This window comes from Citrobacter sp. Cpo032 (genome assembly GCF_030332975.1).
Taxonomy (GTDB): domain Bacteria; phylum Pseudomonadota; class Gammaproteobacteria; order Enterobacterales; family Enterobacteriaceae; genus Citrobacter; species Citrobacter portucalensis.
In genome coordinates this window covers 460980-476376 of the sequence record NZ_JAOWGU010000034.1, presented here as the reverse complement: position 1 = coordinate 476376, position 15397 = coordinate 460980, and the positions used below count along the sequence as shown (strand labels likewise).

Annotated in this window: 15 protein-coding genes; 9 read left to right on the top strand and 6 right to left on the bottom strand. The window is 53.3% G+C overall.

The window, feature by feature from the left end; genetic code table 11:
- The first annotated feature begins 14 nt into the window (after positions 1-14).
- On the top strand, positions 15-1298 hold the full coding sequence (locus OGY33_RS04300) for a putative acyl-CoA thioester hydrolase (RefSeq protein ID WP_048216339.1): 1284 nt from the start codon (positions 15-17) through the stop codon (positions 1296-1298).
- 82 nt (positions 1299-1380) lie between these two features.
- On the opposite strand, the gene pgl is transcribed toward OGY33_RS04300, so the two are convergent.
- Positions 1381-2376, bottom strand: coding sequence for a 6-phosphogluconolactonase (pgl, locus tag OGY33_RS04295; protein ID WP_048235821.1), 996 nt, complete (start codon positions 2374-2376; stop codon positions 1381-1383).
- A gap of 165 nt (positions 2377-2541) precedes the next feature.
- On the opposite strand from pgl, the gene OGY33_RS04290 reads away from it, so the two are divergent.
- Positions 2542-3360 (top strand): pyridoxal phosphatase, encoded by an 819-nt coding sequence (locus OGY33_RS04290; protein ID WP_008784170.1) that lies wholly within the window; start codon positions 2542-2544, stop codon positions 3358-3360.
- Here OGY33_RS04290 and modC read toward each other — a convergent pair whose 3' ends face one another.
- The 4 genes from modC to OGY33_RS04270 form a co-directional block, all read right to left on the bottom strand.
- A complete protein-coding gene (gene modC, locus OGY33_RS04285) occupies positions 3361-4419 on the bottom strand; it encodes a molybdenum ABC transporter ATP-binding protein ModC (protein WP_003831474.1) in 1059 nt (352 codons plus the stop codon).
- A gap of 2 nt (positions 4420-4421) precedes the next feature.
- Positions 4422-5111: a molybdate ABC transporter permease subunit gene (gene modB, locus OGY33_RS04280; RefSeq protein WP_008784169.1), complete on the bottom strand. Its 690-nt coding sequence runs from the start codon at positions 5109-5111 to the stop codon at positions 4422-4424.
- Complete coding sequence (modA, locus tag OGY33_RS04275; protein ID WP_003831470.1) at positions 5111-5884, bottom strand: molybdate ABC transporter substrate-binding protein; 774 nt, start codon at positions 5882-5884, stop codon at positions 5111-5113. Before modA ends, modB begins: the two co-directional genes overlap by 1 nt.
- A gap of 184 nt (positions 5885-6068) precedes the next feature.
- Positions 6069-6218 (bottom strand): AcrZ family multidrug efflux pump-associated protein, encoded by a 150-nt coding sequence (locus OGY33_RS04270; RefSeq protein WP_045441137.1) that lies wholly within the window; start codon positions 6216-6218, stop codon positions 6069-6071.
- A 129-nt stretch (positions 6219-6347) separates the two neighbouring features.
- Here OGY33_RS04270 and modE point away from each other — a divergent pair, with 129 nt between their 5' ends.
- The 7 genes from modE (at position 6348) to gpmA (ending at position 14137) form a co-directional block, all read left to right on the top strand.
- Positions 6348-7136: a molybdenum-dependent transcriptional regulator gene (modE, locus tag OGY33_RS04265; RefSeq protein ID WP_032942748.1), complete on the top strand. Its 789-nt coding sequence runs from the start codon at positions 6348-6350 to the stop codon at positions 7134-7136.
- Positions 7137-7203: 67 nt separating this feature from the next.
- Entirely contained in the window at positions 7204-8676 is a 1473-nt protein-coding gene (modF, locus tag OGY33_RS04260) for a molybdate ABC transporter ATP-binding protein ModF (protein ID WP_191238741.1), read from the top strand.
- A 217-nt stretch (positions 8677-8893) separates the two neighbouring features.
- Complete coding sequence (galE, locus tag OGY33_RS04255; RefSeq protein WP_003831462.1) at positions 8894-9910, top strand: UDP-glucose 4-epimerase GalE; 1017 nt, start codon at positions 8894-8896, stop codon at positions 9908-9910.
- A gap of 9 nt (positions 9911-9919) precedes the next feature.
- Positions 9920-10966, top strand: coding sequence for a galactose-1-phosphate uridylyltransferase (gene galT, locus OGY33_RS04250; RefSeq protein WP_286571152.1), 1047 nt, complete (start codon positions 9920-9922; stop codon positions 10964-10966).
- 3 nt (positions 10967-10969) lie between these two features.
- The gene (gene galK / locus OGY33_RS04245; RefSeq protein ID WP_048214650.1) at positions 10970-12118 is read left to right on the top strand and encodes a galactokinase; all 1149 of its coding nucleotides are present in this window, start codon (positions 10970-10972) and stop codon (positions 12116-12118) included.
- The gene (gene galM / locus OGY33_RS04240; protein ID WP_191238743.1) at positions 12112-13152 is read left to right on the top strand and encodes a galactose-1-epimerase; all 1041 of its coding nucleotides are present in this window, start codon (positions 12112-12114) and stop codon (positions 13150-13152) included. The genes galK and galM overlap by 7 nt, the downstream gene beginning before the upstream one ends.
- Before the next feature lie 232 nt (positions 13153-13384).
- Positions 13385-14137: a 2,3-diphosphoglycerate-dependent phosphoglycerate mutase gene (gpmA, locus tag OGY33_RS04235; protein ID WP_003022999.1), complete on the top strand. Its 753-nt coding sequence runs from the start codon at positions 13385-13387 to the stop codon at positions 14135-14137.
- 108 nt (positions 14138-14245) lie between these two features.
- Here the strand turns inward: gpmA and aroG are convergent, their stop codons facing one another.
- Positions 14246-15298 carry a 3-deoxy-7-phosphoheptulonate synthase AroG gene (gene aroG / locus OGY33_RS04230; RefSeq protein WP_003831449.1) on the bottom strand — a complete coding sequence of 351 codons (1053 nt, stop codon included), beginning with the start codon at positions 15296-15298 and terminating at the stop codon, positions 14246-14248.
- Positions 15299-15397: the final 99 nt, after the last annotated feature.

The following is a 15397-nucleotide window of genomic DNA, read 5'->3' as shown; positions in this document are numbered from 1 at the left end:
GCCCGGAGCAACCTGTGAACATATCATCAGTTTCCCGTCTGGCGCTGGCAATGGCTTTTGGCGTGACGCTGACCGCCTGTAGCTCTACGCCGCCCGATCAAATTCCTTCCGATCAAACCGCGCCAGGAACCTCTTCGCGCCCAATTTTGTCGGCCAATGAAGCGAAAAACTTCGTTACTGCGCACTATTTTTCCGCGCTGACGCCAAACACCGCGCCGTGGAGCCCTTCTTCTATTTCTCTGCCTGCACAGCCTGACTTCGTCGTTGGCCCGGCAGGGACTCAGGGCGTCACCCATACCAGCATTCAGGCCGCTGTTGATGCAGCAATCATCAAACGTACTAACAAACGTCAGTACATCGCGATTATGCCAGGCGAGTACCAGGGCACGGTATATATTCCAGCAGCAACAGGTAGCCTGACGCTGTACGGCATGGGCGAAAAACCGCTTGATGTGAAAATTGGCCAGGCCATTGACGGTGAAATGAGCACCGCTGACTGGCGTCGTACGGTGAACCCAGCCGGTAAATACATGCCGGGTAAACCTGCGTGGTATATGTTTGATAATTGCCAGAACAAACGCGGCACGAATATTGGCGTGATGTGTTCTGCTGTCGTCTGGTCGCAAAACAACGGGTTGCAATTGCAGAACCTGACCATCGAAAACAACCTGGGTGACAGCGTTGATGCGGGTAACCACCCGGCCGTTGCACTGCGTACCGATGGCGATAAAGTGCAGATCAACAAGGTCAATATCCTGGGCCGCCAGAATACCTTCTTCGTGACCAATAGCGGCGTACAAAACCGTCTGGAAAACGATCGTCAGCCGCGTACGCTGGTTACCAACAGCTACATTGAAGGCGATGTGGATATCGTTTCCGGTCGCGGTGCCGTAGTGTTCGATAACACCGATTTCCGCGTAGTGAACTCCCGTACCCAGCAGGAAGCCTATGTGTTCGCACCGGCTACCCTGTCAAACATCTACTACGGTTTCCTGGCGATTAATAGTCGCTTCACGGCAAGTGGCGATGGCGTGGCGCAGTTAGGCCGCTCGCTGGATGTCGATTCCAACACTAACGGTCAGGTCGTGATTCGTGACAGCGTGATTAACGAAGGCTTTAACATGGCAAAACCATGGGCTGACAGCGTTATCGCAAAACGCCCGTTTGCCGGTAATACCGGTGCGGAAGATGACAAAGGTGAAATCCAGCGTAACCTGAACGACACCAACTTCAACCGTATGTGGGAATACAACAACCGCGGTATCGGTAGCAAAGTGGTTGCTGAACCTAAGCAGTAAACGTCATTCTCTGATGTAAACCCGGCAGATTCATGCTCTGCCGGGCAATATGCCGGATACTCATCCGGCATTAGACGCAATATTAGTACGCGTTAACCACCACCCACATCGGGCCTTGTCCTACCGCGTAACGACCTTTCTCCGTCAACAGTCCTTGTTCGCCAGCAATCTCGTATACCGCGATATGGTGCGATTTTTGCCCGGCTGCAATCAGGTATTTACCTCTGTTATCGATATTAAAACCGCGCGGCTGAGTTTCGGTAGGTTGGAAACCTTCTTTGTTCAACACGCTGCCATCTTCAGAGACGCTAAAGACCGTAATCAGGCTGGCGGTGCGATCACAGGCATACAGATGACGACCATCCGGTGTGATGTGAATATCTGCTGCCCAACGGGTATCCGCGAAATCAGCAGGCATCATATCCAGCGTCTGCACACACTCAATCTTGCCGTAAGGATCTTTCAGCTCCCAGACATCAACAGAGCTGTTCAGTTCATTCACGCAGTAGGCATATTGCTTATTCGGATGGAACGCCATATGACGCGGGCCCGCGCCTTCAACGGTGGTCACTTCAGCTGGTTCCTGTGCAACCAGATGGCCATCATCGCTAACGTCAAACAGGCAGATACGATCCTGTTTCAACGCCGGAACCCACAGGGTACGGTTATCCGGAGAGATGTTGGCTGAGTGGCAACCATCCAGACCTTCTACCACGTCAACCAGTTCCACCGGCAGGCCATCTTCCAGACGCGTGACGCTAACGCTACCCGCGTTATAAGAGCCAACGAACACGAAACGTCCCTGATGATCGGTAGAAATATGCGTCGGGCTACCCGGCAGCGCAGACTCTGCCGCGAAGGTCAGCGCTCCGTCATCAGGCGCAATACGATAAGCCAACACGCGAAACTCCGGGCGCACACCAACATAGAGGTAACGCTTATCCGGGCTGACGACCATCGGCTGTACCTGACCCGGTACATCAACCACCTGCGTCAGCGTCAGAGAACCATCGTGATTCAGGCTCCAGACGTGGATTTGCTGACTTTCAGGGCTGGCGGTATAAACGGTTTGCTTCATGAATACTCCTTTGCTTTTTGGCAGGTGGCTGCAATCGCCTGACACACGCCTAAGGTAGACGCTTTTAACGGTGAATGCTTAATTAAGGCTCAGAATTTTGTCCGGCTCCCGTCTCGGTGTACCATTCCAGCAGACAAAATTCTCAACCTTAATCTGGAAAAAACTATGACCGCACGCGTGATTGCCCTGGATTTAGACGGTACCCTGTTGACCCCGAAAAAAACCTTGCTGCCATCCTCCCTCGAAGCGCTCTCGCGCGCCAGAGAAGCAGGCTACCAACTTATCATTGTCACAGGTCGCCATCACGTTGCTATTCATCCTTTTTATCAGGCACTGGCGCTGGATACACCTGCAATTTGCTGTAACGGTACCTACTTGTATGATTATCAGGCAAAAAAGGTACTGGAATCCGATCCCCTCCCGGTTGACCAGGCATTACAGCTGATCGAAATGCTGGATGAACATCAGATCCACGGGCTGATGTATGTGGATGAGGCCATGCTGTATGAGCGCCCAACCGGGCATGTGGTGCGTACCGCTAACTGGGCACAAACTCTGCCGCCGGAACAGCGCCCGACCTTCACCCAGGTTCCTTCGCTGGCGCAGGCCGCGCATGACGTTAACGCCGTCTGGAAATTTGCCCTGACCGATGAAGATATTCCGAAATTGCAGCAGTTTGGTCGGCACGTCGAGCAACAGCTGGGGCTGGAGTGTGAATGGTCCTGGCACGATCAGGTCGACATTGCTCGTAAAGGCAACAGCAAAGGACGACGCCTTACCCAGTGGATTGAAGCACAGGGCGGGTCAATGGAAAACGTGATTGCCTTTGGTGATAACTTTAACGATATCAGCATGCTGGAAGCCGCAGGTACCGGTGTGGCGATGGGCAACGCGGATGACGCGGTCAAAGCCCGCGCCAACATCGTGATTGGTGACAACACCACAGACAGCATCGCGAAATTTATCTACTCCCACCTGCTGTAATCAGGCGGTAATCGATACGCTCTTAATTTGCGCGTACAGCCACAGGCCAGGTTTGATACCCAGTTCATCCCTGGCCCACGGGCTGATCCTTGCCCACAGCGTCTTACCGCCCACCTCAAGCTGAACTTCCACCTGACCGTTATCGTCATAACATTGCGCGACTTTTGCCCGGAGAACGTTACGAATACTGGTCTGCTGGGGGGGTTGGAGCACCAGTGAAACATCAGAGGCCTGAATACGAATACGCAGCGCGGTTTGCAGCGGTTGCTCCAGCTTATTGACCCACAGATGCTGATCGCCGAGCGCCAGCGCGGTCATCGCATAGTGTGGATGATGTTCCAGCACGCTGACTTTCAGAATACTGCTTTGCTGTTCCTTAGGCAGCCAGGGGTGCATCACGCTGCTACCCCAGACATCTTCCAGCGAACCAAACGCTTTGACCTGCCCGTTCTCCAGCACCATCACTTTATCCGCCAGGTGCAAAATCTCATCAAGCGAGTGGCTGACATACAGCATCGGAATATTGATTTCACGTGCAAGGCGTTGCAGGTAAGGCAGCAGTTCGCGTTTACGCGGTATATCCAGTGAGGCTAACGGCTCATCAAGCAGCAATAACTCAGGCGCGGTCAGCAGCGCCCGACCGATGGCGACACGCTGCTTTTCACCGCCAGAAAGACCGCCAGGCAGACGGTCAAGCAGCGGTTCAATGCCCAACAACGCCACCAGCTTATCAAACTGTCCGGCCATGCTTTTCGCCATTCCGTAACGCAGGTTGCCGCGCACTTTATAGTGCGGGAACAGGCGCGCATCCTGGAAAACATAGCCCACCCGGCGTTTTTCCGGCGTTAAACAGATACCGTTCTCGACGTCGTTTAAGACCCGACCGTTGAGCACGATGCGTCCGGACTGCGGCTGCGTCAGGCCGCTGATGGCGTTAATCAGTGAGGTTTTGCCCGCACCGGAAACGCCAAAAATAGCGGTGATGCCGCTGGCTGGCAGCGTTTCGTTGAGCGTCAGGCAATGCGTCCCCAGCGTCTGGGAGAAATTGAGTTCCAGCATAATTATCGCCCCGTCCGCTCACGGCTAATACGCGCCAGCCATTCAGAAATCAGCAGCGAAATCAGCGCCAACACAATAGAAATGATACACAATCTCGCCGCCGCGCTTTCGCCGCCGGGAGTCTGGATCAGGGTATACATCGCCGAAGGAATGGTGCGGGTTTCACCAGGAATGTTGGAAACAAAAGTAATGGTTGCGCCGAATTCCCCGAGGGAACGCGCGAACGCCAGCACCGTACCGACAATAATGCCGGGCAGCATCAGCGGTAGCGTAATGGTCATGAATACACGCCAGCGTCCGGCTCCCAGCGTGCGGGCCGCCTGCTCCAGCTTGACGTCGACACCTTCCAGCGCCAGACGAATTGCCCGTACCATCAGAGGAAAAGACATCACCGCTGCAGCCAGTACCGCACCGCGCCAGCTAAAGGCAAAGGTAATGCCAAACCAGTCGTACAACCATTCGCCAATGAATCCGCGCCGCCCCATGGCGACCAACAGCAGATAGCCTACCACGACCGGCGGCAGAACCAGCGGCAAATGCAGAACGCTGTCGAGCAGCGCTTTGCCCGGGAACTTGCATCGCACAAGCAGCCAGGCAAAGAAGATCCCAAACGGCAAACTAAACAATACAGCCAGGGAAGAAACTTTCAGGCTCAGGATGACGGCCTGCCATTCAGGATCGGTCAGTATCATTACTTGGTCGTAAATCCATAACGTTTAAAGATTTCAGCAGCCTGCGGTCCTTTCAGGTAATCATAGAACGCGCTAACCGTTGCGTTTTTGTGCCCATCAACAATCGCGATAGGGTATTCCACTTTTTTGTGCGAATCTTCCGGGAAAGTCGCAACAACTTTTACGCCCTTACTGGCGACAGCATCGGAACCATAGACGATCCCCAGCGGCGCTTCGTTACGCTCTACCAGCGCCAGCGCACCGCGCACGTCTTCAGCAGGAGCCAGTTTCGGGGCCAGGGTATCCCATGCACCCAATTTTTGCAGCGCTTCTTTGGCATAAATGCCCGCCGGAACATGTTCTGGATCGCCAACAGCCAGGCGTCCACCATTCAACAGACTGGTCCAGTTGGTTTTGCTGTCAATGGTGAAGTCTTTCTGCGCGCTGGCTTTCGGCGCAACCACCACCAGACTGTTACCCAACAGCGTTTCACGCGATGCGGTATCAATCGACTTCTTGTCTACCGCGTAGTCCATCCATTTCTGATCGGCAGAAATAAACAGATCGGCCGGTGCGCCTGCTTCAATCTGACGCGCCAGCGTGGAAGAAGAAGCAAAAGAGGAGACAACATCAACGTTCTTCTCTTTTTTATATTGCGTTGCAATGTCCTGCATCGCGTTGGTCAGCGAAGCCGCTGCAAAAACGGTAATCTTTCCTTCATCCGCCAGCGCATGCCCGGCAACGGTAAGAGAAAGTGTTGCCCCTGCAAACAAGCGTAACCATGTACGTGCCATCTGTAACTCCTTTGCGTTTCGTTATGTAGGCGCAAATATAACGAGTAAACCAGGATTTTCCCAGTGGTTATTGATACCAATTAGAGGTTACACAAAGAAAATATCGGCAGGGAAAGCAAGATCTTGAGAAAACGAGTTGGCAGGCAAAAAATATAAACGCCCGACTGAGCGGGCGTTTGGGGAATCAATGATTCTGTCTGGACTGGTCTTTCTGACCGATACCGGAGAAAATGTTGAACACTTCACCCAGTCCGTAAATCAGCCCCAGGATGACAGCCATCACCACAGGAACCATAATTACGGCGAATACCAGACTTTTCAATAACTCTAACATGGTCAACTCCAGATATAGTCCTTAGTTGTATTCTAACCACATAACACAGAAAAGCACTCCCCTTTTGTGCGGTTGGCTTTGCGCGCGCGCGGTTTTCCGTCACAATACCCCTTTTGCCAGGAGCTTGTGATGCAGGCCGAAATCCTTCTTACGCTGAAACTTCAGCAAAAACTGTTTGCCGATCCCCGCCGCATTTCTCTGCTTAAGCACATTGCGCTTTCCGGCTCCATCAGTCAGGGCGCGAAGGATGCAGGTATCAGCTATAAAAGCGCCTGGGATGCGATTAACGAAATGAATCAACTCAGCGAGCAGACGCTGGTTGAGCGCGCCACTGGCGGCAAAGGCGGCGGCGGCGCGGTGTTAACGCGCTACGGCCAACGCTTAATCCAGTTGTATGATTTATTGGCGCAAATCCAACAGAAAGCCTTCGATGTTTTGAGCGATGACGATGCCCTGCCACTCAATAGCCTGCTGGCGGCGATCTCTCGCTTTTCGCTGCAAACCAGCGCCCGTAACCAGTGGTTTGGCACCATTACCGCCCGCGACCACGATCAGGTTCAACAGCATGTCGACGTGCTGCTGGCGGATGGCGAAACGCGCCTGAAAGTGGCAATCACTGCGCAAAGCGGCGAGCGTCTCGGGCTTGAAGAAGGCAAAGAAGTACTGATTCTGTTGAAAGCGCCATGGGTGGGAATCACTCAGGACGACGCGATCGCTCAGGCCGCCGATAACCAGTTGCAGGGCACGATTAGCCATATCGAACGCGGAGCGGAGCAGTGTGAAGTGTTGATGACCTTGCCAGACGGCCAGACGCTGTGCGCGACTTTGCCGATAGAGCAGGCCCACACATTAACAGAAGGCGCTAACGTCACAGCATATTTTAATGCGGACAGGGTGATTATCGCCACACTGTGCTGAGTTAATTGACATCAGCCTGAAGAACACGTATCCCTGTTATTCATCGCTGCAAATAATGGGATACAAAATGTCATCGTTGCAAATTTCGCAAGGCACGTTTCGTCTTAGCGACACAAAAACGCTCCAGTTAGATGCGTTGACGTTAAACGCGGGTGATAGCTGGGCGTTTGTTGGCTCTAACGGCAGCGGGAAATCTGCGCTGGCCCGCGCGCTGGCGGGCGAGTTACCGCTTCTGAAAGGCGAACGTCACTGTCAGTTCACACGTATTACCCGACTCTCTTTTGAGCAGCTACAAAAGCTGGTCAGCGACGAGTGGCAGCGAAACAACACCGATCTTCTTAGTCCCGGTGAAGACGACACCGGGCGCACTACCGCAGAAATCATTCAGGACGAAGTTCACGACCCCGCCCGCTGCGCTGCACTGGCGCAGCAGTTTGGCATTTCATCCCTACTTAACAGGCGTTTCAAATACCTTTCCACCGGTGAAACGCGCAAAACCCTACTCTGCCAGGCATTAATGTCCACACCGGATTTACTGATCCTTGATGAACCCTTTGACGGGCTGGACGTGGCGTCCCGTCGCCAGTTAGCAGAGTTGCTCGCTGAGTTGCACCGGGCCGGTTTAACGTTGGTACTGGTGCTTAATCGCTTTGATGAAATTCCTGAGTTCGTGCAGTTTGCCGGCGTACTTGCCGACTGCACGCTGACGGAAACCGGTGCAAAACCCGACCTTCTGCAACAGGCATTAATCGCTCAGCTTGCCCATAGCGAGCGGCTGGAAGGCATCCAGTTACCCGAACCGGATGAGCCTTCGGTGCGCCACACGCTGTCAGATAACGAGCCGCGCATTGTGCTTAACGACGGCACCGTCTCGTATAACGATCGCCCTATCCTGCATCATCTGAGCTGGCGGGTAAATCCGGGGGAACACTGGCAAATCATCGGCCCCAACGGTGCGGGGAAATCAACCCTGCTCAGTTTAATCACCGGCGATCATCCCCAGGGATATAGCAACGACCTGACCCTGTTTGGCCGCCGCCGGGGCAGCGGTGAAACTATCTGGGATATCAAAAAACATATTGGCTATGTCAGCAGCAGCCTGCATCTGGATTACCGGGTAAGCACGACAGTTCGCAACGTTATTCTCTCCGGTTATTTCGATTCAATCGGCATTTATCAGGCCGTCTCCGACAGGCAGCACAAGCTGGTACAACAGTGGCTGGATATTCTGGGCATCGATAAACATACCGCGGATGCGCCATTTCATAGTCTTTCCTGGGGGCAGCAGCGGCTGGCATTGATTGTTCGTGCACTGGTGAAACATCCTACGTTGCTGATCCTCGATGAACCGTTGCAAGGATTAGATCCGCTCAACCGTCAACTGATCCGTCGGTTTGTGGATGTCCTGATCGGTGAAGGTGAAACTCAGCTTTTGTTTGTCTCTCATCACGCCGAAGATGCCCCTGCCTGCATAACCCATCGGCTAGAGTTTGTACCCGAGGGTGATATCTACGCCTATCGACAAACCTCTCTGCGTTAATTTTCATGCCAGGGCGTTTATCACGCCCTTTTTTCTGCTTTTTTTTCAGACAAGTGCTGAAATAACAACCTAACATAATGATTTATAATAAAGTAACTGGCAGTATCGAGTGAAAACACTGGAGTGTAAACGATTCCACTAATTTATTCCGTGTCACACTTTTCGCATCTTTGTTATGCTATGGTTATTGCATACCATAGGCTTAACGGAGCGAATTATGAGAGTATTGGTTACAGGTGGTAGCGGTTACATTGGAAGCCACACTTGCGTGCAGTTGCTGAAAAACGGTCACGAAGTGGTGATCCTGGACAATCTCTGCAACAGCAAGCGCAGCGTACTGCCCGTCATTGAGCGTTTAGGCGGCAAGCATCCGACCTTCGTGGAAGGAGACATCCGTAACGAAGCGCTGATAACCGAAATTCTGCACGATCATGCCATTGATACGGTCATCCATTTTGCCGGTTTAAAAGCCGTTGGAGAATCCGTTGCCAAACCGCTGGAGTACTATGACAACAACGTCAACGGCACTCTGCGTCTGGTGAATGCAATGCGCGCTGCTAACGTGAAAAACTTCATTTTCAGCTCCTCCGCGACCGTCTATGGCGATCAGCCGCAAATTCCTTACGTTGAAAGCTTCCCCACCGGCACGCCGCAAAGTCCGTACGGCAAAAGCAAGCTGATGGTGGAACAGATCCTGACCGATCTGCAAAAAGCACAGCCCGACTGGAGCATTGCCCTGCTGCGCTACTTTAACCCGGTTGGCGCTCATCCATCGGGAGATATGGGGGAAGATCCGCAAGGTATTCCAAACAACCTGATGCCTTACATCGCGCAGGTTGCCGTTGGCCGTCGCGAATCTCTTGCCATATTTGGCAATGACTACCCTACTGAAGATGGCACCGGCGTACGTGACTACATCCACGTGATGGATCTCGCCGACGGCCATGTTGCTGCCATGGAAAAACTGGCGGGCAAACAGGGCGTACATATTTACAACCTCGGTGCAGGCATCGGCAGCAGCGTGCTGGACGTGGTCAACGCCTTCAGCAAAGCTTGCGGTAAACCGGTGAATTACCATTTCGCCCCGCGCCGTGATGGCGATCTTCCGGCCTACTGGGCGGATGCCAGCAAAGCCGATCGCGAGCTCAACTGGCGCGTGACCCGCACACTGGATGAAATGGCACAAGATACCTGGCACTGGCAGTCACGCCACCCGCAGGGATATTCGGATTAAGGACCAATCATGACGCAATTCAATCCTGTCGATCATCCACATCGCCGTTTTAACCCGCTCACCGGGCAGTGGATCCTCGTATCACCACATCGCGCCAAACGCCCGTGGCAAGGGGCGCAGGAAACTCCGTCTAAGCAGGTACTGCCTGCACATGACCCGGACTGCTTCCTGTGCGCTGGCAATACGCGCGTTACCGGCGACAAAAACCCGAATTACACCGGGACCTATGTCTTTACCAATGACTTTGCAGCGCTGATGTCCGATACCCCGGACGCGCCGGACAGTCACGATCCGTTAATGCGCTGTCAGAGCGCGCGCGGTACCAGCCGTGTAATTTGCTTCTCGCCCGATCACAGCAAAACGCTGCCGGAACTCAGCGTCCCTGCGCTAACAGAAATAGTGAAAACGTGGCAGGAGCAGACTGAAGACTTAGGCAAAACCTATCCCTGGGTGCAGGTATTTGAGAATAAAGGCGCAGCGATGGGGTGCTCGAACCCGCACCCACACGGACAAATTTGGGCCAACAGCTTTTTGCCTAACGAAGCCGAACGTGAAGATCGCCTGCAGAAAGCATACTTCGCCGAACAAGGCGCGCCGATGCTCGTTGATTACGTCCAGCGTGAACTGGCGGACGGTAGTCGGACGGTCGTTGAAACTGAGCATTGGCTGGCAGTCGTGCCCTACTGGGCGGCATGGCCGTTCGAAACGCTGCTGCTGCCGAAAGCGCATGTTCTGCGTATCACCGATTTGACCGACGAACAGCGCGCTGATCTGGCGCTGGCGTTGAAAAAACTGACCAGTCGTTACGACAATCTGTTCCAGTGCTCATTCCCCTACTCCATGGGCTGGCACGGCGCGCCGTTTAACGGAGAAGAAAACCAACACTGGCAGTTGCACGCGCACTTTTATCCGCCGCTGCTGCGTTCGGCAACCGTGCGCAAATTTATGGTCGGTTACGAAATGCTGGCGGAGACCCAGCGCGACCTGACGGCAGAACAAGCGGCTGAACGACTGCGTGCGGTCAGCGACATCCATTTTCGCGAATCCGGAGTTTAAATAATGAGTCTGAAAGAAAAAACACAATCTCTGTTTGCTGAAACATTTGGCTACCCTGCCACCCATACTATTCAGGCACCGGGTCGTGTGAACCTGATCGGTGAACATACCGATTATAACGACGGCTTCGTTCTGCCCTGCGCTATCGACTATCAAACCGTTATCAGTTGTGCGGCACGCGACGATAGAAAAGTCCGTGTGATCGCCGCTGATTACGATAATCAGGTTGATGAGTTCTCGCTTGATGCGCCGATTATCGCTCATGACAGCCAGCAGTGGTCAAACTACGTGCGTGGCGTAGTGAAACATCTTCAAAAGCGCAATAACGCCTTTGGCGGTGCTGATCTGGTGATCAGCGGTAACGTCCCGCAGGGTGCGGGCTTAAGCTCTTCTGCCTCACTGGAAGTCGCTGTTGGTACGGTATTCCAGCAGCTCTATCATCTGCCGCTCGACGGCGCGCAGATTGCCCTGAATGGCCAGGAAGCTGAAAACCAGTTTGTCGGCTGTAACTGCGGCATTATGGATCAGTTGATCTCGGCGCTTGGCAAGAAAGATCATGCGCTACTGATCGACTGCCGTACGCTGGGCACCAAAGCCGTTTCCATGCCTGAAGGCGTGGCGGTGGTAATCATCAACAGCAATTTTAAACGTACGTTGGTGGGTAGCGAGTACAACACCCGTCGCGAACAGTGTGAAACCGGTGCGCGTTTCTTCCAGCAGCCAGCGCTGCGTGATGTCAGCCTTGAAGCGTTTAACGCCGTCGCCCACGAACTGGATCCGATTGTCGCCAAACGCGTTCGCCACGTGATCACGGAAAATGCGCGTACCGTTGAAGCCGCTCAGGCGCTGGAAAAAGGCGACCTGCTGCGCATGGGCCAGCTGATGGCGGAATCTCACGCCTCAATGCGCGATGACTTTGAAATTACCGTGCCGCAAATTGATACGCTGGTCGAGATTGTCAAAGCGACCATCGGCGATAAAGGCGGTGTCCGTATGACCGGCGGCGGCTTCGGCGGCTGCATCGTGGCGCTGATCCCGCAAGATTTGGTGCCTGCCGTACAGCAGGCCGTCGCGCAACAATACGAAGCAAAAACCGGTATCAAAGAAACATTCTACGTCTGCAAACCTTCACAAGGAGCAGGACAATGTTAAGCGAAATCCCTGTGCAGGCTCCGGACGGTCAGCCGTTTCGCCTGCTCACCCTGCGCAATGACGCAGGGATGGTCGTCACGCTCATGGACTGGGGCGCGACACTGCTCTCTGCACGTATTCCGCTTAGCGATGGTAGCGTGCGCGAAGCATTACTCGGGTGCGCCAGTCCGGAACAATACCCGGAGCAGGCTGCGTTTCTGGGCGCTTCAATTGGTCGCTACGCTAACCGTATCGCCAACAGCCGCTATACCTTTGCCGGCGAAACCGTTGAGTTGGAACCAAGTCAGGGCAACAACCAACTGCACGGCGGACCGAACGGTTTCGACAAACGTCGCTGGCAGATAGTGAATCAGAATGACCGTCAGGTGCTGTTTGCCTTAACGTCTGACGATGGCGACCAGGGTTTCCCTGGTAATCTTTGCGCCACCGCGCAGTATCGCCTGACTGACGATAATCGGATTTCGATAACCTACCGTGCCACGGTTGATAAGCCCTGCCCGGTAAATTTGACGAATCATGTCTATTTTAATCTAGACGGTGACAAAACAGATGTGCGCCAGCACAAGCTGCAAATTCTGGCGGACGAGTATTTACCCGTAGACGAAATGGGCATCCCGCATGACGGGCTGAAATCCGTAACTGGTAGCACTTTCGATTTCCGCACGCCTAAAATCATCAGCAGTGAATTTCTTGCCGATGACGATCAGCGCAAGGTGAAAGGTTACGATCATGCCTTCCTGCTTCAGGCTCAGGGCAATGCACGTACACCGGTCGCTCAGCTATGGTCACAGGATGAAAAACTGCAAATGGTGGTCTACACCTCGGCCCCGGCATTGCAGTTTTACTCCGGCAACTTCCTCGGCGGTACGCCATCTCGTGGGCCAGACGCCTACGAAGACTGGCAAGGTCTGGCGCTGGAAAGTGAGTTTCTGCCTGACAGCCCGAACCATCCAGAGTGGCAGCAGCCGGACTGCTTCTTACGCCCGGGTGAAGAGTATGCCAGCGTGACGGAATATCAGTTTATTCCAGTCTGATCCTTTCCCCTCACAGGCCCGATGACGTAACGTAGCGGGCCTGTTATTTGTTTATCACAGTAGAACCGCTCAAATCCCCACCACTCAAAGACAAAATCGCAACCTTGAATTCACAAGAACCTTACACTGTGGCGCTATTTTCGCTATGGTTATGCGTAAGCATTGCCGCTGACGCTTTACGGCAATATAATGAGAATTATTATCATTCAATATGATTTATAGGAGTGAGTGTATGGCTGTAACTAAGCTGGTTCTGGTACGTCACGGTGAAAGTCAGTGGAACAACGAAAACCGTTTTACCGGTTGGTATGACGTTGATCTGTCAGAGAAAGGCGTGGGCGAAGCAAAAGCGGCAGGTAAACTGCTGAAAGAAGAAGGCTACAGCTTCGATTTTGCTTATACCTCTGTGCTGAAACGTGCCATCCACACCCTGTGGAACGTACTGGACGAACTGGATCAGGCCTGGCTGCCGGTTGAAAAATCCTGGAAACTGAACGAACGTCATTACGGCGCGCTGCAGGGTCTGAACAAAGCTGAAACCGCTGAAAAATACGGTGACGAGCAGGTTAAGCAATGGCGTCGCGGCTTTGCGGTAACGCCACCGGAACTGACCAAAGATGACGAGCGTTATCCGGGTCACGATCCGCGCTATGCGAAGTTGACCGACAAAGAGTTACCGGTTACCGAAAGCCTGGCGCTGACCATCGATCGCGTTATCCCCTACTGGAACGAAACCATTCTGCCGCGCATGAAAAGCGGTGAGCGCGTAATTATCGCCGCTCACGGTAACTCTCTGCGTGCGCTGGTTAAATACCTGGATAACATGGGCGAAGATGAGATCCTTGAACTGAACATCCCAACCGGCGTACCGCTGGTATATGAGTTCGACGAAAACTTCAAACCAATCAAACACTACTATCTGGGTAACGCTGACGAGATCGCAGCAAAAGCGGCAGCCGTTGCGAACCAGGGTAAAGCGAAGTAATTTTCATCCCGGGTCAAACGAAAAAAGCGTGGAATGCTCCACGCTTTTTTATTGTCGGATGACGGCGTTGCCTTATCCGGCCTACCGAGCGTAGCCCGGATGAATTTTTTAACCGCGGCGCGCTTTTACTGCATCCGCCAGCTGGCGCAACACCGCATCGGTATCTTCCCAGCCAATGCAGGCGTCGGTGATGCTCTTACCGTAAGTCAGCGGCTCACCGCTATCCGGGTTCTGATTACCTTCTACCAGATGGCTTTCGATCATCACGCCAATAATTGCTTTTTCGCCCCCAGCAACTTGTCCGCAAACATCTTTCGCGACATCCATCTGCTTTTTGAACTGCTTGCTGGAGTTGGCATGGCTAAAGTCGATCATCACCTGCGCTGAAAGCCCTGCTTTGATCAGACCTTCTTTCACGTCGGCAACGTGCTGAGCACTGTAGTTCGGCTCTTTGCCGCCACGCAAAATAATATGGCAATCGCCATTACCACTGGTATTTACGATCGCCGAATGACCCCATTTGGTCACAGACAGGAAGCAGTGCGGCGCTCCTGCGGCGTTAATCGCATCAATCGCTACTTTTATCGTGCCATCAGTACCGTTTTTAAAGCCAACCGGGCAGGACAGACCAGACGCCAATTCGCGATGCACCTGAGATTCTGTGGTACGTGCCCCAATCGCGCCCCAGCTCATCAGGTCGGCGAGGTATTGCGGCGTAATCATATCGAGGAATTCACCCGCTGCAGGCAATCCGCTGTCATTGATATCCAGCAGCAGTTTACGCGCAATGCGCAGCCCATCGTTGATCTGGAAGCTGTTGTCCATGTGCGGATCGTTGATAAGCCCTTTCCAGCCTACGGTAGTTCGCGGTTTTTCAAAATAGACGCGCATAACGATTTCAAGCTCGCCTTTTAACTCTTCACGCAGCGCCAGCAGGCGAGCGGCATACTCTTTAGCAGCTGCCGGATCATGAATAGAGCAAGGCCCAATCACTACCAGCAGGCGATCGTCACTCCCTTTCAGGATTTTATGAATCGCCTTACGGGCATGAGCCACCGTGTTTGCGGCATTTTCAGTAGCGGGAAATTTTTCCAACAATGCGACTGGCGGTAATAACTCGTTGATCTCTTTAATGCGTAAATCGTCGTTCTGATAATTCATGATTATTCCAGCGTTGCCATACTTATATAAATGAATGCAATCCCTCCAATCTATATCTTCAGTCATAAAGTGTAAACGGGGTTTTACACTTTGGACGGA